Here is a 21,076-nt window from a genome sequence, read left to right as displayed (position 1 = left end):
TTCGGTTTGCGGGGGACGAGGCCGGAGGAGGCAGTCACCGTGTCGGTGGTAGCGGATGCACGGAAGTCGGTTCGGGTGCTCGGCGGTGGTGCGGTGGTGGTCGCGGGTGTCGCGGCCGCACTCGTCGCGGCACCGCCCGCCCAGGCGGTGACGTGCGCGGCGCCCCCGGGTTCGGCGACCTCGGTCACCCAGCTCGACGGGCGGACCGCGTGCGGTGCGGTCGCGGATGCGCCGAGCGGCGCGTGGGGCTACGGCGACGGCGGAGTCGGCTTCGCCGACGCCCGCACCGGGGCGCGCGTGCTCGCGGCCGGACTGGCTGGGGGTGTCGGGGCGGGCGAAGCTGCGGGAGGTCCTCTCGCCGCCGTCGGCTACGGCGAGAACGCCCTGGCACTGGGGATCGTCGAGGAGCCCGCGGCCGCGCTCGTCGTGGCCGGCCCGCAGTCCCAGGCGTTCATCGGTGACCTGCGCGATCCGGTGCTGTGTGAAGGGTCCGCCGCGACCGCGGTCAACCTCACCACGGGACGGGGCTGCGTCGTGCTGGGGACGTTCCGGTACGTCGCCCCCTGACGGGACCCTTCGGCAAAACCCGTTCGGGAACGGACGCTGCGACGTAGCCTGGCGGCACGAAGTCGACTGGGAGGTATCACGGATGACAGCCCGACCGGTGCGGGGCGCGGCGGCGGTCCAGGACCCGCCGCCGACCGAGATGCACGTCGACCGGCGATTCCTGCCGCTCGCGGATCGCTTCTTCGACCTGTACCGGCTGCCCCGGCACGGCGGCGGTGCCCTCGCCGCCTACCTGGACGGCGAGAAGGTACTCGACATCTGGGCGGGCTGGGCCACCCGCGACCGGCGGTGGAACCGCGACACGGTGTCGCTGTCCTTCTCCACCGGCAAGGGCGTGGCGTCGACCGTGGTGCACCGCCTCGCAGACCGCGGCCTGATCGACTACTTCGCGCCGGTCGCCCGGTACTGGCCGGAATTCGCGGCGGCCGGTAAGGAGCACGTCACCGTCGCGGACGTCCTCACCCACCGGGCCGGACTGCACCGGGTGCGCAACCTGCGGCCCGGCCGGATGGGCATCGTCGACTACGACGCGACGGTTCGTGCGCTGGCGGCGGCGCCGCCCGATTCTCGGCGGCTGAGCGGACCGGGGTACCACGCGGTGACCTACGGCTGGCTCGTCGCGGAGATCGTGCAGCGGGTGACCGGGCTGCCGTTCGTCGACGTCGTCCGGCAGGAGATCGCCGAACCCCTGGGCACCCCCGAATTCTGGTTCCGGGTTCCGGAGGACCAGCGGCACCGCATCGCCAAGCTGTTCCCGCGGATCAATCCCGCCGGACTGCACTGGGGGATGACCGCTTCGGTGCTGTCGCGGGTGAGCCTCACCCGCGGTCTCGCGGAGGCTGCGATGCCGGAGGAGTTCGACGAGCTGGTGCGTGATCCGTCGGTGCACGACGCGGTGATGCCCGGGTGGAACGGAGTGTTCTCGGCGCGGGCGCTGGCACGGATGTACGGGGCGATCGCCGCGGGCGGCACGATCGACGGAGTGCAGTTCCTGAAGCCGGAGACCGTCGAGGCCATGAACGAGGTCCGGGTACGCGGGCGCGACTACGTGCTCGGCGTCCCGATGGCGTGGCGCCTCGGCTACCACCAGCCGGTGTTCGTCAGCCGGGAACGGCCGCGCGGGGCGCTCGGCCACTACGGGGTCGGCGGTTCGGGCGCCTTCGCCGACCTCGACACCGGCCTGTCGCTCGCGTTCACGACGAACCGACTGGGCAGCGGCCCGATCGCGCTGGGCGATCTGCGGCTCGCGCGACTGGGTGCGGTGGCGCGTGAACTCGCCCGTCGCGCGTGAGAGGACGGCCACGAGTGTTCGAAGCAGTTCGATACGGAGGGAGCGAAGCTGTGAGCCACGTGTACCGGGTGATCGAGGTGGTGGGGTCGTCGACGGACAGCGTCGACGACGCGATCAAGCAGGCCGTCGCGCGGGCGGCGGAGACCACGCGCCATCTCGAGTGGTTCGAGGTGATGAACGTCAGGGGCCACATCGACGACGGGGCCGTCGCGCACCTCCAGGTGACCGTGAAGATCGGCTTCCGTATCGAGCCGAGCGACGGCTGACCCCCGGCGCGGGGGACACGCCGGGAGAGCAGGTGCAGCGAACCGGATCTCGACCGGAATTGGAACACGTTATAGTCTGGGGGGGTCGTCGAACCCCCGGCACTTCAGGCAGGTATCCACCGTGGTTTACGTGATCACCCAGGCGTGTTGCAACGATGCCTCGTGCGTCGAGGTCTGCCCCGTCAACTGCATTCACCCCACGCCCGACGAGGCGCCGTTCGCCACCACCGAGATGCTCTACATCGACCCGGACACCTGCATCGACTGCGGCGCGTGCGTGGACGAATGCCCGGTGGACGCGATCTACGCCGACAACGAGCTTCCCGCCGAGCACGAGCCGTACCTGAAGATCGCCGAGGACTACTACCGGCGCTACCCGATCGGACCGGACTGGCCCGAGGAGCGCGACCGCACCAAGATCCCCGCCGAACTCGGCTCCCTGCGGGTCGCGATCGTCGGTTCGGGCCCGGCCGCCTGCTACGCCGCGCTGGAGCTGACCAGCCGGTCCCGCGTCGAGGTCGACATCTTCGACCGTCTGCCCACCCCGTACGGACTCGTCCGCGCCGGTGTCGCCCCGGACCACCAGAGCACCAAGTCCGTCGGTGAGCTGTTCCGCAGCGCCCTCGGCCACAAGAAGAGCCAGTGCTGGTTCAACGTCGAGGTGGGCACCCACATCAGCCACGAGGAACTGCTCGCGCACCACCACGCCGTGATCTACGCCGTCGGTGCCGCCGCCGACCGGCACCTGGACGTGCCCGGCGAGGACCTGCCCGGCTCGCACGCCGCCACCGAGTTCGTCGCCTGGTACAACGGGCACCCCGACTACGCCGACCGCACCTTCGACCTGTCCGGCGAACGCGCGGTGATCATCGGCAACGGCAACGTCGCCCTCGACGTCGCGCGGGCACTGGTCGCCGACCCGGACGAGCTGGCGAAGACCGACATGGCCGATCACGCCGTCGCCGCCCTGCGCGCGTCGAACATCCGCGAGGTCGTCGTCGTGGGACGGCGCGGACCCGCCCAGGCCGCCTACACCAATCCGGAACTGCTGGCCCTCGGTCAGCTCCGGGGCGTCGACGTCGTCGTCGACCCGGCCGACGCCGAACTCGACCCGGCCAGCCGGGCCCTCGTCGACGACCCCGCCGTCGAACCACGGATCGCACTGAAGGTCGAACAGGTCCAGGGCTTCGCCCGCCGGACCCCGACCGAGGACAACAAGCGGATCGTGCTGCGCTTCCTCGCCGCACCCGTCGCGCTGAACGGGGACGGCCGGGTCGACTCGATCACCCTCGAACGCACCGAACTGGCCGAGACCAACGGCCGCCTCGAGGCGCACCGCACCGGGCAGACCGAGACCCTGCCCACGGGCCTGGTCCTGCGGTCGGTCGGCTACCGGGGGCGTCCCGTCGCCGATCTGCCGTTCGACGAGACGCGCGGCATCCTCCCCAACGAGGAAGGCCGGGTCGTGGACCCGGAAACGAACGAGCCCCTGCCCGGGGTGTACACCGCAGGCTGGATCAAGCGCGGGCCCACCGGCGTCATCGGCACCAACAAGCAGTGCTCCGCGCAGACCGTCGAGCATCTGGTCCAGGACTTCGTGGCCGGCCGCCTCGTCGCCCCCGTCGCCGACCGGGAGAAGCTCGCGGCGCTGATCTCCGAGCGCCGGCCGGACTATGTGGACTACCGGGGCTGGCAGCAGATCGACAAGCAGGAACGCGCCCGGGGCGGTGCTGTGGGCCGCTCCCGCGTGAAGTTCGTCGCTGTCGACGATCTCCTCGCTGCCTCCCGAATCGAGTCCTGACCTGGCGTCGAGCTCCCGACGGGCCACCCGGACGGGCGCGGTCGAATTGCCCGCCCGCAGGTGTGCTGTGTCTAATGGGTGCGCCAAGTCGTCGCTGTCGGGGCGGACGTGGGTGCGACGGCACGAACGAACGATGGGTTGTCGAATGTTCGAGAAGAAGGGTCGGCCGAACAGTCGCGGCCGCGCCGGACGCTGGTCCGGCCGTGTCGTCACCGCGCTGGTGGGCGTCGGCGCCGCCACGCTCACCATGACCGGACCCGCCGCCGCGGTACCCCTGTGGCCCGGCGGACCCGAACTGCCGAGCGTGCAGGAACTCGTCGAACGGCTGCCCGGCCAGGCGCCGGAACCCGCCCCGTTCTCCGCACCGTCGATCAACCCGTCGAACGGTGAGACGGTGGGCGTCGCGCAGCCGATCATCATCCGCTTCGACGAGCCGATCACCGACCGCGCCGCCGCCGAGCGGCACATCGAGGTCCAGGCCGACCCGCCCGTCGACGGGCACTTCTACTGGGCGTCGGACCGGCAGGTGCGCTGGCGGCCCTACGAGTTCTGGCCCGCCCACACCCAGGTCACCGTGAACGCCGGGGGCACGCAGTCGTCGTACACCGTCGGCGACGCGCTGATCACCGTCGCGGACGACGCCACCAAGACCATCACCGTCACCCGCAACGGTGAGGTCGTCAAGACCATGCCGACGTCGTTCGGCAAGCCGGGCTACGAGACGCCCAACGGCACCTACATCGTCGGCGAGAAGTTCCGTGACATGTACATGGACTCGTCCACGTACGGCGTGCCGGTGGACTCGCCCGAGGGGTACCGCACCTACGTCGAGTACGCGACCCGCATCTCCAACAGCGGCATCTTCGTGCACGCGGCGCCGTGGTCCGAGTGGGCGCAGGGCAACACGAACGTCAGCCACGGTTGCCTGAACGTGAGCACCGAGGACGGCCGCTGGTTCTTCGAGAACGCCCGGAAGGGTGACCCGGTGATCGTGCAGAACACCGGGGGCGGCATCCTCAACGGCTGGGACGGCCTCGGTGACTGGAACCTCTAGCCGGACAACGGCCGGCGCCGGCGAGCACTTCGTACCTCGACGGTGACGAGAGTACTCGTCGGCGCCAGACCGGCGTAACCTCCGGTTCGTCCGCGGCAGACACACTGCCGCAGTGCGCTCGAGTCCGGAAAGAGTACTGCCCCGAACCGACCGGGGTCCGTGGGGACGCCCGTGGGGCGACTACGCGCTGTTCGCCGCGCTGATCGGACCGAATCTCGCGCTGCTGGTCCTGTTCACGTACCGGCCGCTCGTCGACAACATCCGACTGTCGTTCTTCGAGTGGAACATCTCGAGCCCCACCGCGACGTTCGTCGGACTGGGCAACTACCGCGAGTGGTTCGGCCGTGCCGACACGTGGCAGATCGTCGGCAACACCGTCGTCTTCACCGTCGCGACCGTCGCGGGCTCCATGCTGCTCGGACTGGCGCTGGCTCTGCTGCTGGACCGGAAACTGCTGGGCCGCAACCTCGTCCGGTCCGCACTCTTCGCTCCGTTCGTCATCTCCGGTGCCGCGGTGGGGGTGGCGTTCCAGTTCGTGTTCGATCCCAACTTCGGCCTCGTCCAGGACCTGCTGGGCAGGCTGGGGCTCAACACCCCGGACTTCTACCAGGATCCGGCCTGGGCGCTGGTGATGGTCACCCTCACCTACCTGTGGAAGAACCTCGGCTACACGTTCGTCATCTATCTGGCGGCCCTGCAGGGCCTGCGTCCCGAACTGTCCGAGGCCGCCGCGATCGACGGCGCCTCGTCGTGGACGGTCTTTCGACGCGTCCTGCTGCCGCAGCTCCGTCCCACCACGTACTTCCTGTCGATCACCGTGCTGCTCAACTCCTTCCAGGTCTTCGACATCATCAACGTGATGACCCGGGGCGGGCCGCTCGGTACCGGCACCACCACGATGGTCTACCAGGTCTACAACGAGTCCTTCCGGAACTTCCGGGCCGGCTACGGTGCCACCGTCGCGACGATCATGTTCCTCGTGCTGCTGGCCGTCACGGTCTACCAGGTGCGCCTGATGGACCGCGACGACACTGCGCGCCCCGCCCGCCGTCCCCGGCGCGCGCGTGGGGGTAGGCGTGGGCGTGGGCGTGCGACCGAATGTGACACGCGTTCGATCACATCGAAGCCATGTGACATTCGGTCGGTCCAGCGGACGGGGGGTGCGGAATGACGACGCTCCTGGAGCGCCCGGTCACGACCACGGAACCGGCAGCGGCGCAGCCGTATCGGCGTCGCGAGCGCACGATCCGGGTACTCGCCTACGCCGCGATGGTCGTGGCACTGCTCGTCGTGGCGCTGCCGCTGTACTGGATCGTGGTGACCTCGTTCAAGCAGCGACCCGACATCTACACGCTGCCGGTCACCTGGTGGCCCTCCGTGTTCCATCCCCGGAACTACACGGAGGCAGTCACCTCGGTGCCGTTCGGCACGTTCCTGCGGAACTCGTTGATCATCACCACGGTGCTGTCGAGCGTGAAGTTCGTCCTCGGCATCCTGAGCGCCTACGGTCTGGTGTTCCTGCGCTTCCCCGGCAAGAACCTCGTGTTCCTCGGTATCGTCGCCGCGCTGATGGTGCCGAACCAGATCACTGTCATCTCCAACTACGCGCTGGTGGCGGAATGGGGGTGGCGCAACACCTTCCAGGGGATCATCGTGCCGCTGGCAGGTGTGGCATTCGGAACGTTTCTGCTGCGCAACCATTTTCTGTCCATTCCCGCCGAGATCATCGAGGCGGCGCGGATGGACGGGGCCGGGCACGTCCGCCTGCTGTGGCGGGTCGTGCTACCCGTGTCCGGACCGACCCTGGTCGCGTTCGCGCTCATCACCGTGGTCAACGAGTGGAACGAATACCTGTGGCCGTTTCTCATGGCCGACGACGCGTCCGTGGCGCCGCTGCCGATCGGGCTGACCCAGCTGCAGAACAACGACGGCGTCACCAACTGGGGGCCGGTGATGGCCGGCACGGTGCTGGCCATGCTGCCGATCCTCGTGATCTTCCTCGCGCTGCAACGTCACATGATCAAGGGCCTCACCTCCGGTGCGGTCAAGGGCTGAACTCTCCAGGAGCAATTTCGTGAACATCGACAGGCGTGGATTTCTGGGACTGACCGGGCTCGTCGCCGCGAGCGCCGCGCTGGCGGCGTGCGCCGGCACCGGGTCGTCCGGGTCCTCGGAATCCGCATCCGCGGCGAACACCATCAAGTTCTGGTCCAACCACCCGGGCAAGTCCCAGGACGTGGAGCGCGAGCTCATCGCCCGGTTCGAGGCGAAGTACCCGGACCTGACGGTCGACCTGATCGACGGCGGCAAGAACTACGAAGAGGTGTCGCAGAAGTTCAACGCGGCCCTGTCCGGAGGCGACCTGCCCGACGTCGTCGTCCTGTCGGACGTGTGGTGGTTCAACTACGCGCTGACCGGCGCGATCACCCCGCTCGACGACCTCTTCGCCGAGGTCGGCGTGGACACCGGGGACTACGTCGATTCCCTGCTGGCCGACTACCTCTTCGAGGGCCGTCACTTCGCGCTGCCCTACGCCCGCTCGACGCCGCTGTTCTACTACAACCGGGACGTCTGGCGGCAGGCCGGTCTTCCCGACCGCGGACCCGCCACCTGGCAGGAGTTCGCCGAGTGGGGTCCCGAACTGCAGCGGGTGGTCGGGTCCGGCAAGCTGGCACACGGCTGGGGTAACGCCAAGGACTACCTCGGCTGGACGTTCGAAGGACCGATCTGGACGTTCGGCGGAGCCTACTCCGACGGCTGGCGGCTGCGTTTCGGCGACGCGGAGACGATCGCCGCGGGTCAGTTCCTGAAGGACATGATCCACACCGGGAGGTACGCGGGCGTGTCCACGGACATCGCCAACGACTTCTCCGCCGGGATCATCGCGTCCACCATCGCCTCGACCGGCGATCTGTCCGGCATCACCGCGAACGCCGCGTTCGACTTCGGCACCGCGTTCCTGCCCGCCCCCGACGGGACGCCGGGATGCCCCACCGGCGGTGCGGGACTGGCGATTCCGGCGAACATCTCCGACGAGCGGAAGCGCAACGCGCTGAAGTTCGTCGACTTCGTCACCAACGGGGAGAACACCGCCTACTTCTCGCAGAAGATCGGCTACATGCCGGTGCGCAAGTCCGCCACCGAGGATCCCGGGATGAGAGCATTCCTCGAGCAGAACCCCAACGCCCGCACCGCTGTCGATCAGCTCGCGCGCACCCGGTCGCAGGACTACGCGCGCGTCTTCGTGCCCGGCGGCGACCAGATCATCGGCACCGGCCTCGAACAGATCGCGCTGCAGGGGGCCGACGTGCCGACGGCGTTCGGCGACGTCGCGCGGCAGCTGCAGCAGATCATCGACCGTCAGATCACCCCGAATCTGTAGGGAAAGCCTTGGCAAGCATACGTTTCCGGTCCGTCACCCACTGCTACCCCGGTGCCGATCGGCCGTCGGTGGACCGCCTCGACCTCGATGTCGCGGACGGGGAGTTCCTGGTCCTGGTCGGGCCGTCGGGCTGCGGGAAGACCACGAGCCTGCGCATGCTCGCGGGCCTCGAGGCGGTCGACGACGGTCGCATCGACATCGGTGGGGCCGACGTGACGGGACTGCCGCCCAAGGCCCGCGACGTGGCGATGGTGTTCCAGAACTACGCGCTGTACCCGAACATGACCGTGGCCGAGAACATGGGTTTCGCGTTGCGCAACGCCGGCGTCGGCAGGGTGGAACGGACGACGCGGGTGCTCGACGTCGCGCGGATGCTCGAACTCGAGCCGCTGCTCGACCGCAAACCGGGCAAGCTCTCGGGTGGGCAGCGACAGCGCGTGGCCATGGGCCGGGCGATCGTGCGACGGCCCGCGGTGTTCTGCATGGACGAACCGCTGAGCAACCTCGACGCGAAGCTGCGCGTCAGCACGCGTTCGCAGATCGCCGGACTGCAGCGGCGACTCGGCACGACGACCGTGTACGTCACCCACGACCAGGTGGAGGCCATGACGATGGGGGACCGGGTGGCCGTCCTCGACGGCGGTCGCCTGCAGCAGGTCGCCGCACCCCGCGTCCTGTACGACAACCCCGTCAACACCTTCGTCGCCGGGTTCGTCGGTTCGCCCGGCATGAACCTGCTCGACGCACCCGTCCGCGACGGCGCGGCCGTGCTCGGCGCCCTACGAGTGCCGGTTCCGGCCGACGTCGGCGCCGACCGGATCGTCGTCGGGGTGCGGCCCGAGGCATGGACCCCCGTGGGCGCGTGGCGGTCCGGGACGCTGTCCCTGACGGTGGACCTGGTCGAGCAGCTCGGCGCGGAGGCCTTCGTCCATGCGACGGCGACCGGGCCGGCCGACTGGTCGAGCGCGACGGGCAAGGTCGTCGTACGGGTGGATCGACGAGTTGCGATCGGTCCGGGGGAGCAGGTGTACCTGCTCCCGCAGCCGGGGGAGGTCTACTTCTTCTCCGCGACGACCGGTGCTCGCCTCGGTGTCGGCGACCGAATGTCACATACGTTCGATTCGATCGAACGCGTGTGACATTCGGTCGAACCGGCGGCATGCGGGCGAACCGGCGGCATGCGGGCGAACCGGCGGCATGCGGCGGGCGGGCTCAGCCCGGATACGGCGGGTACTGCCGTTCGCGCAGCACGGTGCTCAGATGGACGGCGTTCCGTGCCAGTGCCTGCGTGGTCGTGGATACCTGTTCCGGAACCTCGGACAGGTCCTTGAAATCCGTGCCGGACATCGCTTCCCCGTTCCAGTAGGTGCAGCCCTGGGCCGGGATGCTGAACCCGATGTCGTTGAGACCCTGGAACAGGTCGGCGACGATCTTGTGCGCACCGTCCTCGTTGCCCACGACCGCGGCGACGGCGACCTTCCCGACCATGCGTGGCCGGTTCTCGTCGTCGGTGCTCGACAGTTCCGCGTCGAGGCGTTCGAGCACGCGCTGGGCGACGCTGGACATGTGGCCCACCCAGGTCGGCGTGGCGACGATCAGGATGTCGGCGGCGGCGACGCGTTCGAGCAGGCCCGGCCACTCGTCGCCGTCACCCATGTCCGCCTCCACACCGGGACGGACGTCGTGGTCGACGACGCGCACCGATTCGGTGGTCACGCCGTGCCCGGCGAGCGCGGACAGGACATGCGACACCATCAGGTCGGTGCTGGACTCCGCCGGGGACGGTTTGAGTGTGCAGTTCAGGGCGAGGGCACGAAGGGTGGTCATGGGTGCGGTTACCCGGTCCGGTGGGTGTCAATCCCCGGCCGCGGGTTTCCCCGGGCTCGGTTCGGGCACCCGGGTGATCGCATCGGTGCCGTAGCGAGCGGCGCCGGCGCTCAGAGCGAAGTGCGGACCGGAGGAACACCTGATGACAGAGCCGAATTCGTATCGATACACCGCAACGGCCGAGGACACCTCGGTGCGCATCGACGGGCATTCACCGGACCTGCGCGTGACGACGCCGGACAACGCCGCCGGGTTCGACGCGGTGACGCCCGAGCAACTGTATGCGGCGGCATTGGCGGCGTGCGTGTACCAGACCCTCATCGCGACGGCGTCGGCCGGCGATCACGACCTGGGGGAGTGCGCCGTGGACGCCCGCGTCGAACTCACTTCACGGGGCAACCAGGAGTTCGATCTCTCCGCCGAGGTCGACGTGCGGCTGCCTCGTGTCGAGGATCGTGATGCCAGGGAAACCCTCGCGTTGCGGGCCGTCGAACGGTGTCCGATGGCCAAGTCGGTCCAGGTGCGACTCGCCGGCGCGCACGCGTAGTGACGAGCACGAGCCGGAACGCACGGTGACCGCGCCGTCCGGATGGAGCGGACGGTCGAGCGCTACCGCTCCGCGGCGGCCGGCGCCTACCCGGCGGGAAGGCACGGTCCGTCGGGCGGCGGGGTGTGTTCGTAGCCGGGGTAGCAGGGCAGTACCTGTGGTGCTGCGGGCGCCGGTGCAGGTGCCGGGGCGGGCGCGGGAGCCGACCCGGCGGGAAGGCACGGTCCGTCGGGCGGCGGGGTGTGCTCGTAGCCGGGGTAGCACGGCAGTACCTGTGGTTCTGCCGGTGCAGGTGCAGGTGCAGGTGCAGGGGCGGGCGCGGGAGCCGACCCGGCGGGAAGGCACGGTCCGTCGGGCGGCGGGGTGTGCTCGTAGCCGGGGTAGCACGGCAGAACCTGTGGTCCTGCGGGCGCAGGTGCCGGAGCCGGGACGGGGGCAGGGGCAGGAGCCGGCGGTGCCGATCGAGGCGCCGGCCTCGCGGGGGCGGCGTCCTGGGGTGGAACTTCGCCGTCCTGGGCTGGAACCTCGGCAGCCTGGGACTCCGTCCGAGGTGGCGTCGGCTCCTGTTCCGCGGCTGTCGAGGTGGTCGGTGCGGCCGAGGGCGTGGACGTCGGAGAGGCCGGCTGCACCGCGATGGGGACGGGCGTCGGGTCGGCGTCGTCGGACGACACGGCCCCGAGGGCCACGCCGCCGACGACGAGGACGGCGACGATCGCCGCGAGAACCGGGATCATGACGCGCCGGTTCCGGGTGAGCGGAGCGACCGCGGGAACGGACCTGCCGGTGGGATGTGACGGCGCGGCCGCGGCGCGTGCCGCCGCGGCCAGCTCGCTCACCGATCCGTAGCGCCGCGCGGGTTCGGGTGCGGTTCCGCGTGCGACGACCTCGACCATGCCGGCCGGAAGATCCGAGACCGCCGACGACGACTGCGGGGCCCCCGCTCGTCCACCCGAGGACTGGAAGAGTCTGCCGGTGAGGCATTCGTACAGCACCGTCGCCAGGCCGTAGACGCCCGTCGCCGCGCCGGGATGCGGGGGGAACCCGACGTCGGTGAGGAGAACATTTCCGTCGCCCTGCACCAGGACGTTCGCCGACGTCACTTCCTGTTCGACCAGCCCGGCCGCGTGCACGGCCTCGAGCGCCGACGCCAATTGCTCGACGACACCGACTGCCCGCGGGACGTCCATCGCGCCGGTGGACCGGAGCATCGTCTGCAGATCGGTGCCCTCGACGACGGGCGTTGCGAGGAAGAGCCGGGTGCCGATCTGCCCGAAGTCGTGGATCGGGAGCACACGAGGGTTCCGGATCCGGGCGGCGATCTCGGCTTCGCGTTCGAAACGAGCGCGGTACTCGTCGTCCTCGGTCACCTCGGGTGGCAGCGCCCGCACCGCGACGTTCCGGCCGGTGGTGGTGTCGAACGCGGCCCATACCTCGCCCGTCGCGTCCACCGACAGTGGACGGTCCAGGCGATACCTGCCGAACAGGGCACCAACTTGCATCTGTCACTCTCCGCCCCTGGAAGTAGCTGTGGCTGCGGATCCGTGCACCGGAAGGATCGACCGCCTCCTCCACCGGAAGTCTATGCGGCGGATGTGCGCAGTGTCGCGCTCGGCCTCGAACCGCGCTCCTACGCTGGTTCTTTCGCCCGCGACCTCAGGCCACCGGCTGCGTCGTTGCCGGAAGCGCTGCCCGGGAGAAGCGCACGGCGCCGTCCTCGAGTCGTCCGCGGCGCATCATCACCAGGTCCCGGACGTAGTTCTGGAACAGCCGCCACGGCGCCGCGGGGCCCTGCCTGGGCATCGAATCGATGCTGCGCAGGACGTACCCGGACGCGAGATCGACCAACGGGGACGTCGCGGTCGTGGTCGCGGGGGCCGTCGGGGTGCAGTAGGCGTATCCGCGGGCGTCCATGTGGCGCAGCAGGCGGCACACGTATCCGGCGACGAGATCGGCCTTCAACGTCCACGACGCATTGGTGTATCCGACGGTGAATGCGAGATTGGGCACCCCGGAGAGCATCATCCCCTTGTACGCCAGCGTCTTTCCCATCTCGACGTCGCGACCGTCGACGCTCACGGCCATCCCGCCGAGCAGAAGCAGGTTCAGTCCCGTCGCGGTGACGATCACGTCGGCGGCGAGTTCCTGCCCGGATTCCAGGCGGATCCCGTGTTCGGTGAAGGTGTCGATCGTGTCGGTGACGACCGTCGCCCGGCCCTCCCGCAGCGCCCGGAACAGGTCGCCGTCGGGCACGAAACAGACGCGCTGGTCCCACGGGTCGTATCGCGGCCGGAAGTGCACGTCCACCTCGTAGTCCGCGGGCAGGTGGCTCTGCACGCCCTTGCGTAGCAGCCGCTTGACCAGATCGGGCCGGCGCCGGCTCAACTGGAAGAAGGCCATGCTGCCCAGCACGTTCGCCCAGCGGACGACAGGGTAGGCCAGCTTCAGCGGTATCCGGCCGAGCAACGCGCCGGCGACCGGGTCGATCGAGGGACGCGACATGACGTAGCTCGGGGAGCGCTGCAGCATCGTCACGTGTGCGGCCGTCCTCGCCAGTGCTGGGACGAGAGTCACGGCGGTGGCGCCGCTGCCGACGACGACGACGCGCTTGCCGGTGCAGTCCAGGTCCTCTGGCCAGTGCTGTGGGTGTACGAGGGTGCCGGTGAACCGTTCCACGCCGGGAAACTCGGGGGTGTAGCCCTCGTCGTAGCGGTAGTAGCCCGAATTGACGAACAGGAAGCCGCACGTGAGGCGAACTCGTTCCCCGGTGTCGGTGCGCTCGGCCGTCACGGTCCAGCGGGCGGCCGGCGTGGACCATTCGGCGCGGACCACGCGATGCCGGAACCAGACCTTCTCGTCGATGCCGCGATCCCGTGCGGTGCGGCGGACGTAGTCGCGGATGGACGGGCCGTCGGCGAAGGTCTCGGGCTCGGCCCACGGCTCGAACGAGTACCCCAGGGTGAACATGTCCGAGTCGGACCGGATGCCCGGGTAGCGGAAGAGGTCCCAGGTGCCGCCGATGACGTCGCGTGCCTCGAGGACGGTGAAGGTCTTGTCCGGGCATTCGTCCTGCAGGTGACAGGCCGCGCCGATACCGGAGAGTCCGGCGCCGACGATCAGGACGTCGACGTGTTCGTCGTGCATCGCGCTTCTCCGTTCCCGGGGGTCTGGGCGACCGGGGCAGCTGACGCAGACACTACCAACGCGCCGAGCACTCGGCGGCGACGCCGCTGTGGAATCAGCGGCGACGCCGCTGTGACATCGGCGGCGACGCCGCTGTCGTATCGGCGGTGATGCCGCTGTGGAATCAGCGGCGACGCCGCAGCGCCCCCTGCAACGCTGCGGTGCCGCCGATACCTGCTGCCAGCACGAACAGCAGCAGGACGACATTGGCGGTCACGGCTGCACCTGCCGTGCCGCGCTTCGGAGACCGCACCCGCGGGGTGTGGTCAGGATGGCGAGCAGATGGACCATGGCTGTTCCTCCGTCGACACTTCCGACTGCTGGAGCAACGCCCGTCCGGGCAGGGAGCGCAGCAGTCGCCTCTACGAGACGAAACCGGCTGCTTCTCAACCTTGTTTGCAAGAGTAACGTCTCCGCGGCGTGCCCGTAGGCCGAATCCGTGAAGATTCCGTGAAGATCCCGGAAGTCCCGTCGCGGCCGTGGCCCGAGCATCTCAGCGGGCTCCGGAGCGTACGGACCGCACCGACCGCGGATCCGCCGGGACGCACCTCTCGTAGGTGCGCACGGCGTCGGCCGCGGAACGGTCCCACGAATAGCGGGTGCTCGCCCGGTCGTGGCCGGCGAGACCGAAGGCGGTGCGCTGGACGTCGTCGGTGAGCAGGGTGTGTACCGCCGCCGCGACCGCGTCGGCCGCGTGCGGGGGCACCAGCGTGCCCGTGACCCCGTCGACGACCGTGTCGAGCAGGCCGCCGACCGCGGTGGCCACCACCGGCCGCCCGCATGCCATGGCTGCGAGCGGCACCAGGCCGAGCGGTTCGTACCAGGGCGTGCATACGACGACGTCCGCCGACCGCAACAGCGCCGGCATGTCCGTCCGGGACACGTGCCCGGTCATGTGCACCCGGTCGAGCACGCCGTGGTCCCCGGCGACGGCGCGCAGACGTGCGGCCTCGTCGGGGGCGCCGTCGTCCGCCGGTCCGCCGGCGATCACCAGTTCCGTGCCGGGGAGCAGGGCCAGCGCCCGGATCGCCACGTCGAAGCCCATCCGCGGCACGAGCGGCCCGACAGCGACGATGCGGCGCCCCGGCCCGCGCGCCGGAGCCTCGGGGCCGGTGGGCGCGAACTGCGCGAGGTTCACCCCGCAGGGCACGACGGACGTGCGGGTGCGGGGCAGGCCCAGCGCGGCGAGCTCGAACACCTCGTCCGTGCAGGTCGCGGCGACCCGGCTCGCGCCGCGCGCCAGGAGCCGCTCGATACGGATCCGGTTCGGCGACCCGGTCTGCGCCCCGCCCCGATGCCGGCTCTCCACCACACCCAGGGTGTGGAAGGTCTGCACCGTGGGCACCGTGACGGTGCGGGCGGCGAGCTGCGTCGCGATCCCCGGCATCCAGCAGTGGGCGTGGGCGACGTCGGGCCGATCCCTCGTCCATTCCCGTTCGAGGAAGGTACCGAGCTCACCCATCCGTGGGAGCAGCTCGTCCGCCGGTAGCGGAGCCGGCGGACCGGCGGGGACGTGGACCACCTCGTACCCGTCGTCGGTCGGGACTCGCTCGGGTATGTCGGGGTCGTCGCGACGGGTGTAGACGGTCACGTCGTGTCCTGCGCGCACCAGCGCCGCCGACAGCTCGGCGACGTGCACCTTCCGGCCGTCCGCATCGACGTCGCCGGGGACCGTGAAGGGGCTTGCGTGATCGGACACCATCGCGATCTTCATGGCCCTTCCCTTCTGCGGATCGTCGTGCCCGTCGCCTCGCCTGACAGCGCCTCGCCTGACAGCCTCGTCGCGCCGCCCGACCGCGCGTACGACCCGCGGACCCACCGCCGGTCGTGGTGCAGGTCCGGACTCCGAACGTGCGGGGGCATCACGTGCGGGGGCATCGACGAGCCGTGGACGTGCCACGACGGCACGTTCACCGAGGACGCCATGGGTGCAGGGTTGCCGATTCTGCGGCAGGTAAACCGCGCGGACGGAAATTGCCGCCGGATCGGTGCGGGCACGTTTACTCGCGTGGGTCGGGGGCACACGAATCGAGAGACCGTGAGGCACCGACGAAGGAGTAGCTGTGCACGCCGATCGATTCGCAGACTTCACCACCGCGACCGGCCCGTTCGCCTCGGTGTACTACGAGGATTCGCACGCGACCGAGGATGCCGCAAAGGTTGCGGAACTGACCTGGCGTTCCATCGCGGAGCAACTGGAACAACTCGGGACTCCGCAGGCCGTGCTCGGCCACGTCGAGCGCGCGGTGACCGAGGCGCCGGCGGCGGTCGGCAGCGGTGGCCGCGCGATCGTCGCGAACCCGGACGGGGTACTCGTGCACGAGCGGCTCGTGCGCCCGCCGCTGCGCACCGAGGTGCGACTGTCCGACATGCCTTACCTGCTCCCGCTGGTGGAACACGGCACGAGCGGCCGGCCCTACCTCGTGGCCGCCGTCGACCACGCGGGCGGCGACCTGACCGTCTACGACCGGCACGGCGGCGTGCTCCACGAGGAGACGGTCGCCGGGGAGGGCTACCCGATCCACAAGGCGGCCGGCGCCCAGTCGCCCGGTTACGGGGATCCCGAACCCAACGTCGAGGAGCAGCGGCGCCGCAACATCGCCGCCGCCGCCGACCGCATCACCGAACTGGCCGACGAGCACCACGCCGAGCCGGTGTTCGTGATCGGCGAGGTCCGCTCCCGCACGGACCTGGCGGAGGCCCTGCCCCAGCGCACCGGCGACGTCCTGGTGCAGGTGCAGACCGGTTCTCGCGCCGACGGCTCCGACCGCGAGCGGATCCGGGATGTCATCCAGGAGGAACTGGCGCAGCGTCGCCTCGCCGAGATGGACGACGTGGCCGAGCGCTATCGGGCCGGCGCCGGAACCGGCCTGGCCGTCGAAGGGGTGACCGAGGTGACGGCGGCGCTGCGCGAACGGCGGGTCGACACGCTGATCCTGGGGGACCTCGACGACACCACGGTGCTCGTGGGCGACGACCCGTCGCTCGTGGCCGCCGACGCAGGAGCGCTGTCCGAGATGGGTTCGGGCAGCGAGCGCGTCTGCCGCGCCGACGAAGCCCTGCCGTTCGCGGCCGTGGCCACCGGCGCCGCCGTGCTCCGCATGGACGAGCGCCTCACGCCGGCGGACGGCATCGGCGCCCTGCTGCGCTACTGACGGCCGGTGTCAGGACTGCACCGGCCACGGCACCGTCGCCTGCAGGACAGCCTCCTGCAGCGCGTCGGTGCGCCACGCCGTGACCCGCTGGTACTCGGGGTCGGCGACCATCTCGGAGAAGGCACGCCGCGTCGGGTAGCGCACGAGCAGGACCGCGTCCCAGTCCTGCCCGGTCTCCGCCACGAGCGCGGTCGACCCGTCGCCCGCGTAGAGCACCTCGCCGCCGTAGCGCGGCAGGAACGTCTCGTGGAGGGCGTCGGCGTAGCGGGCGTAGATCTCGCGACCACCGGTGCCGAACCGCAGCAGGTTCAGCATCACCACCGGCCCGCCCGGGTCCTCGGCGAGAAAGCGCTTCAGGTCGGCACCACGTGGATCGACAGCCATGTTCCGGAGTCTGGCACAACATCGGACACGCCGTGCTCTCCGACTGCCGGCGCGGCGGCCGGTCATGGGGGCCGAACCGCAGTCGCTGCCGTACCGCGTACGGTCGGAGAACGTTCCGTGCACCCCTGGTTCAGGAGCCCACCACATGACCGAGCCCGCCGAACCCATCGTCGTTCTGCTGGTCGAGGACGACGCCGGCGACGAATTGATGACCCGCGAGGCCCTGGAGGACCACAAACTGGCCAACGCACTGCACGTCGTACGCGACGGTGAGCAGGCGTTGAGCTTCCTCTTCCGGCGCGACCCCTACGCCGACGCGCCGCGGCCCGATCTGATCCTCCTCGACCTGAACCTGCCCCGCTACGACGGCCGGGAGGTCCTCGCACAGATCAAGGCCGACCCGGAACTGCGGCACATCCCGGTGGTGGTGCTCACCGCCTCCGCCGCCGAGGAGGACCTGCTCCGCAGCTACCGGCTGCACGCCAACGCCTACATCACCAAGCCGGTCGACTTCCCGCAGTTCGCGGAGGTGATCCGGCGGATCGACAACTTCTTCCTCCACATCGTGCGCCTTCCTCGTTCCCACTGAGTTCCGTCGGCGGCAGGTTTGGTTCGTTGCGCAGGGGGTAGCGCCTCCGGTATGACGCGTACGGACCGGATCCGGGACCCGTGGGGTGCTCGCACTCCCTACGGTCCCGGTGAGACGTGGCCGACCAGGGTGGACATGTATCTCGCCGAGGGGGTGGACGAGGACGACGTCGACACCTGGGTGCAGTCGGCGACGATCCTGCACTCGAACGGGGACGGGCTGGACATCGCCGTCGAGAACGGGCGCATCGTGGGCGTGCGGGGCCGGGCGGTCGACCGGGTCAATCACGGCCGGCTCGGTCCGAAGGACCTGTTCGGCTGGCAGGCGAACCATTCGCCGGATCGGTTGACCACACCGCTGATCCGGCGCGACGGTGCGCTCGTGGAGACGGACTGGGACACGGCGATGGACGCCGTCGCCGGGCGCACGAAGGAGTTGCTGGCCGAACGCGGTCCGAGTTCGATCGGCTTCTACACCACCGGTCAGCTCTTCCTCGAGGAGTACTACACGCTGGCGCTGATCGGACACGGCGGCATCGGCACCAACCACATGGACGGCAACACCCGGCTGTGCACGGCGACGGCGGCCGCGGCGCTGAAGGAGTCCTTCGCGTGCGACGGTCAACCGGGGTCGTACACCGACATCGACCACGCCGACGTGATCGCCCTGTACGGGCACAACATGGCCGAGACCCAGAGTGTGCTGTGGACCCGGGTGCTCGACCGGCTCGCCGGCCCGAACCCCCCGGCGATCGTCTGCGTCGACCCGCGGGAGACGCCGGTGGCGCGCGCGGCCACCGTGCACCTCGCACCCCGGCCCGGCACCAATGTGATGCTGATGAACGGGCTGCTGCACGAGATCGTGCGGCACGGCTGGATCGACCGCGACTACGTCGACGCCCACACCGTCGGCTTCGACGAGCTGGAGAAGCAACTCGAGGGCTACCCGGCGGAGAAGGTCGCGCAGGTGTGCGACGTCCCGCTCGCCGACCTGCGGGCGGCCGCCCGGCTCCTGGGCACCGCCGAACGGTTGCTGTCCACCGTGCTGCAGGGTTTCTACCAGTCCCATCAGGCCACCGCCGCTGCCGTCCAGGTGAACAACGTGCACCTGATCCGCGGCATGCTCGGCAAGCCGGGGTGCGGGGTGCTGCAGATGAACGGCCAGCCCACGGCGCAGAACACCCGCGAGTGCGGGGCCGACGGCGACCTGCCGGCGTTCCGGAACTGGGCCAACGACGAACACATCCAGGAGCTGGGGCGGGTGTGGAACATCGACCCGATGCGGATCCCGCACTACACCGCGCCCACCCACCTGATGCAGATGATGCGGTACGTCGAGGACGGTTCGATCCGGTTCCTGTACGTCAACGGCACCAACCCGGCGGTGTCGTTGCCGGAACTCGGCCGCATCCGCGAAATCCTGTCCCAGAAAAGGCTTTTCCTCGTCGTGCAGGACATCTTCCTGTCCGAGACCGCGCAACTCGCGGACGTCGTGCTGCCGGCCGCCACGTGGGGGGAGAAGACCGGCACGTTCACCAATGTCGACCGCACCGTGCACCTGTCGGAGAAGGCCGTCGACCCGCCCGGGCAGGCCCGGCCCGATCTGGACATCTTCCTCGACTACGCCCGCCGGCTGGGACTGCAGGACAAGGACGGGCAGCCCCTGGTCAAGTGGTCCACGCCGGAAGAGGCGTTCGAGGCCTGGAAGCAGTGCACCGCGGGACGGCCGTGCGACTACACCGGCCTCTCGTACGACAGGCTCCGCGGCGGCAGCGGCATCCAATGGCCCTGCAACGACGAGCACCCCGACGGCACCGAGCGCCTCTACGCCGACGGGAAGTTCTGGAGCGCACCGGACTACTGCGAGAGCTACGGTCGCGACATGGTCACCGGCGCCCCGCTCGAACCGACCGAGTACAAGGCGATGAACCCCCTCGGCAAGGCCGTGATCAAGGCAGGGGAGTACCTGCCCCCGCACGAGGTGGTCTCCGAGGAGTTCCCCTACCTGCTGACCACCGGGCGGACCCTCTATCACTTCCACACCCGCACCAAGACCGGGCGGGCACCGCAGCTGCAGAACGCCGCCCCCGAGGTGTGGGTGGAGATGTCCGCCTCCGACGCCCAGCGGCACGGCTGGGGGGAGGGCGACCTGCTGCTCATCACCACCCCGCGTGGCCGGGTGGAGGCACGGCTGCGGATCAGCGGCATCCGCCCCGGCGTGCTGTTCCTGCCGTTCCACTACGGCTACTGGGACACCCCCGGCGGGCACGAGCCGGGCGACTCCGAGGGCCGCGCCGCCAACGAACTGACCGTCACCGACTGGGATCCGGCGTCGAAACAGCCACTGTTCAAGACCGGCGCCGCCCGGGCCGAGCGTCTCCTGGCCGGGGACGGCACACCGTCCGCCGCGCCGACGACCACCGCCTCACGACCGGTGGGCACCGACGTTCCCGACACCGTGGGCGGTCCTGCCGGCACCGCGACCGAGACCGTCGTCGACACGAGCGGAGGCGCATCGTGAACAAGGTAGGTCTGGCAATCCGCGAACTGCACCGCGCCGAGAACGACCTGGCGGGGGAATTGCTGCAGATCTCGGACCGGCAGAAGGCCGACCACGAGATCTTCTACCTCGGACGGGATCTCGCGCGCTGGTCCCAGGAACACGTGCGCGAACTCGCCCGGGTCGGGCGCGACTACGACCTCGACCTCGACGCCGAACCGGAGGACGACCACACGATCCTGGCCCGCCTGCGGCAGAAGGGCAGCGAACTGCTCGGCCGGCGCCACGAGCCCGGCCTGCTGCTCCTGCACGACCTGCGCGAGATCCACCGGATGGCAGCCGGGGTCTCACTGGACTGGGAGATCCTGGCCCAGACCGCGCAGGCCATGCAGGACCGGGAACTGCTCGCCACGGCCGAACGCTGCCACCCGCAGACCCTGCGTCAGTTGCGCTGGGCCAACGCGAAACTCAAGGAGAGCGCCGCGCAGATCATGGTCACGGGCTGACCGGTACTCGTCCACGAGCACCGACTCC

The 21,076-nt window shown here is 70.1% G+C and carries 19 protein-coding genes; 14 read left to right on the top strand and 5 right to left on the bottom strand.

Annotated elements, in window-relative coordinates; genetic code table 11:
* The first annotated feature begins 39 nt into the window (after positions 1 to 39).
* From F1734_RS23960 to F1734_RS23920, 9 genes are all read left to right on the top strand, one after another.
* Positions 40 to 567, top strand: a complete 528-nt coding sequence (locus tag F1734_RS23960) for a DUF6764 family protein (RefSeq protein ID WP_010593659.1) — start codon at positions 40 to 42, stop codon at positions 565 to 567.
* Positions 568 to 649: 82 nt separating this feature from the next.
* A complete protein-coding gene (locus F1734_RS23955; protein WP_010593658.1) occupies positions 650 to 1,858 on the top strand; it encodes a serine hydrolase domain-containing protein in 1,209 nt (402 codons plus the stop codon).
* Between the two features lie 50 nt (positions 1,859 to 1,908).
* Positions 1,909 to 2,124 (top strand): dodecin, encoded by a 216-nt coding sequence (locus F1734_RS23950; protein WP_010593657.1) that lies wholly within the window; start codon positions 1,909 to 1,911, stop codon positions 2,122 to 2,124.
* Positions 2,125 to 2,245: 121 nt separating this feature from the next.
* Positions 2,246 to 3,925 carry an FAD-dependent oxidoreductase gene (locus tag F1734_RS23945; RefSeq protein ID WP_010593656.1) on the top strand — a complete coding sequence of 560 codons (1,680 nt, stop codon included), beginning with the start codon at positions 2,246 to 2,248 and terminating at the stop codon, positions 3,923 to 3,925.
* Between the two features lie 145 nt (positions 3,926 to 4,070).
* On the top strand, positions 4,071 to 4,979 hold the full coding sequence (locus F1734_RS23940) for a L,D-transpeptidase (protein ID WP_010593655.1): 909 nt from the start codon (positions 4,071 to 4,073) through the stop codon (positions 4,977 to 4,979).
* 112 nt (positions 4,980 to 5,091) lie between these two features.
* Complete coding sequence (locus F1734_RS23935) at positions 5,092 to 6,150, top strand: carbohydrate ABC transporter permease (RefSeq protein ID WP_203011152.1); 1,059 nt, start codon at positions 5,092 to 5,094, stop codon at positions 6,148 to 6,150.
* A complete protein-coding gene (locus F1734_RS23930; RefSeq protein ID WP_040274788.1) occupies positions 6,147 to 7,034 on the top strand; it encodes a carbohydrate ABC transporter permease in 888 nt (295 codons plus the stop codon). The genes F1734_RS23935 and F1734_RS23930 overlap by 4 nt, the downstream gene beginning before the upstream one ends.
* 19 nt (positions 7,035 to 7,053) lie before the next feature.
* Complete coding sequence (locus F1734_RS23925; protein WP_010593652.1) at positions 7,054 to 8,361, top strand: ABC transporter substrate-binding protein; 1,308 nt, start codon at positions 7,054 to 7,056, stop codon at positions 8,359 to 8,361.
* Between the two features lie 8 nt (positions 8,362 to 8,369).
* Positions 8,370 to 9,500 (top strand): ABC transporter ATP-binding protein, encoded by a 1,131-nt coding sequence (locus tag F1734_RS23920; RefSeq protein WP_203011151.1) that lies wholly within the window; start codon positions 8,370 to 8,372, stop codon positions 9,498 to 9,500.
* A gap of 73 nt (positions 9,501 to 9,573) precedes the next feature.
* Here F1734_RS23920 and F1734_RS23915 read toward each other — a convergent pair whose 3' ends face one another.
* The gene (locus F1734_RS23915) at positions 9,574 to 10,188 is read right to left on the bottom strand and encodes a flavodoxin family protein (RefSeq protein ID WP_010593650.1); all 615 of its coding nucleotides are present in this window, start codon (positions 10,186 to 10,188) and stop codon (positions 9,574 to 9,576) included.
* Positions 10,189 to 10,330: 142 nt separating this feature from the next.
* On the opposite strand from F1734_RS23915, the gene F1734_RS23910 reads away from it, so the two are divergent.
* The gene (locus tag F1734_RS23910) at positions 10,331 to 10,735 is read left to right on the top strand and encodes an OsmC family protein (protein WP_017680791.1); all 405 of its coding nucleotides are present in this window, start codon (positions 10,331 to 10,333) and stop codon (positions 10,733 to 10,735) included.
* A gap of 86 nt (positions 10,736 to 10,821) precedes the next feature.
* On the opposite strand, the gene F1734_RS23905 is transcribed toward F1734_RS23910, so the two are convergent.
* The 3 genes from F1734_RS23905 to F1734_RS23895 form a co-directional block, all read right to left on the bottom strand.
* Positions 10,822 to 12,234 (bottom strand): serine/threonine-protein kinase, encoded by a 1,413-nt coding sequence (locus tag F1734_RS23905; protein ID WP_102031659.1) that lies wholly within the window; start codon positions 12,232 to 12,234, stop codon positions 10,822 to 10,824.
* A gap of 154 nt (positions 12,235 to 12,388) precedes the next feature.
* Positions 12,389 to 13,876, bottom strand: a complete 1,488-nt coding sequence (locus tag F1734_RS23900; protein ID WP_048773711.1) for a flavin-containing monooxygenase — start codon at positions 13,874 to 13,876, stop codon at positions 12,389 to 12,391.
* Positions 13,877 to 14,408: 532 nt separating this feature from the next.
* A complete protein-coding gene (locus F1734_RS23895) occupies positions 14,409 to 15,629 on the bottom strand; it encodes a glycosyltransferase (RefSeq protein WP_010593646.1) in 1,221 nt (406 codons plus the stop codon).
* Between the two features lie 349 nt (positions 15,630 to 15,978).
* On the opposite strand from F1734_RS23895, the gene F1734_RS23890 reads away from it, so the two are divergent.
* Positions 15,979 to 17,070 (top strand): Rv2629 family ribosome hibernation factor, encoded by a 1,092-nt coding sequence (locus F1734_RS23890; protein WP_040274798.1) that lies wholly within the window; start codon positions 15,979 to 15,981, stop codon positions 17,068 to 17,070.
* A gap of 9 nt (positions 17,071 to 17,079) precedes the next feature.
* On the opposite strand, the gene F1734_RS23885 is transcribed toward F1734_RS23890, so the two are convergent.
* Entirely contained in the window at positions 17,080 to 17,454 is a 375-nt protein-coding gene (locus F1734_RS23885) for a DUF1330 domain-containing protein (RefSeq protein WP_010593643.1), read from the bottom strand.
* Between the two features lie 145 nt (positions 17,455 to 17,599).
* On the opposite strand from F1734_RS23885, the gene F1734_RS23880 reads away from it, so the two are divergent.
* From F1734_RS23880 to F1734_RS23870, 3 genes are read left to right on the top strand one after another with little or no spacing between them, the layout of a single operon-like run.
* Positions 17,600 to 18,043, top strand: a complete 444-nt coding sequence (locus tag F1734_RS23880) for a response regulator (protein WP_010593642.1) — start codon at positions 17,600 to 17,602, stop codon at positions 18,041 to 18,043.
* A gap of 51 nt (positions 18,044 to 18,094) precedes the next feature.
* A complete protein-coding gene (locus F1734_RS23875; protein WP_119700093.1) occupies positions 18,095 to 20,563 on the top strand; it encodes a molybdopterin oxidoreductase family protein in 2,469 nt (822 codons plus the stop codon).
* A complete protein-coding gene (locus tag F1734_RS23870; RefSeq protein WP_010593640.1) occupies positions 20,560 to 21,048 on the top strand; it encodes a hypothetical protein in 489 nt (162 codons plus the stop codon). Before F1734_RS23875 ends, F1734_RS23870 begins: the two co-directional genes overlap by 4 nt.
* Positions 21,049 to 21,076 lie beyond the last annotated feature (28 nt).

The sequence above is a fragment of the Rhodococcus ruber genome, from assembly GCF_016804345.1.
Taxonomy (GTDB): Bacteria; Actinomycetota; Actinomycetes; order Mycobacteriales; family Mycobacteriaceae; genus Rhodococcus; species Rhodococcus ruber.
Note: the sequence above shows the minus strand (reverse complement) of the source record. Positions and strands in the feature narration are given on the sequence as shown.

Bases quoted from the DNA above. Each gene is read 5' to 3' on its own strand.
- F1734_RS23955 (WP_010593658.1), top strand. From the start codon at position 650: ATGACAGCCCGACCGGTGCGGGGCGCGGCGGCGGTCCAGGACCCGCCG.
- F1734_RS23940 (WP_010593655.1), top strand. From the start codon at position 4,071: ATGTTCGAGAAGAAGGGTCGGCCGAACAGTCGCGGCCGCGCCGGACGC.
- F1734_RS23930 (WP_040274788.1), top strand. From the start codon at position 6,147: ATGACGACGCTCCTGGAGCGCCCGGTCACGACCACGGAACCGGCAGCG.
- F1734_RS23915 (WP_010593650.1), bottom strand. From the start codon at position 10,188: ATGACCACCCTTCGTGCCCTCGCCCTGAACTGCACACTCAAACCGTCC.
- F1734_RS23910 (WP_017680791.1), top strand. From the start codon at position 10,331: ATGACAGAGCCGAATTCGTATCGATACACCGCAACGGCCGAGGACACC.
- F1734_RS23905 (WP_102031659.1), bottom strand. From the start codon at position 12,234: ATGCAAGTTGGTGCCCTGTTCGGCAGGTATCGCCTGGACCGTCCACTG.
- F1734_RS23900 (WP_048773711.1), bottom strand. From the start codon at position 13,876: ATGCACGACGAACACGTCGACGTCCTGATCGTCGGCGCCGGACTCTCC.
- F1734_RS23895 (WP_010593646.1), bottom strand. From the start codon at position 15,629: ATGAAGATCGCGATGGTGTCCGATCACGCAAGCCCCTTCACGGTCCCC.
- F1734_RS23885 (WP_010593643.1), bottom strand. From the start codon at position 17,454: ATGGCTGTCGATCCACGTGGTGCCGACCTGAAGCGCTTTCTCGCCGAG.
- F1734_RS23880 (WP_010593642.1), top strand. From the start codon at position 17,600: ATGACCGAGCCCGCCGAACCCATCGTCGTTCTGCTGGTCGAGGACGAC.
- F1734_RS23875 (WP_119700093.1), top strand. From the start codon at position 18,095: ATGACGCGTACGGACCGGATCCGGGACCCGTGGGGTGCTCGCACTCCC.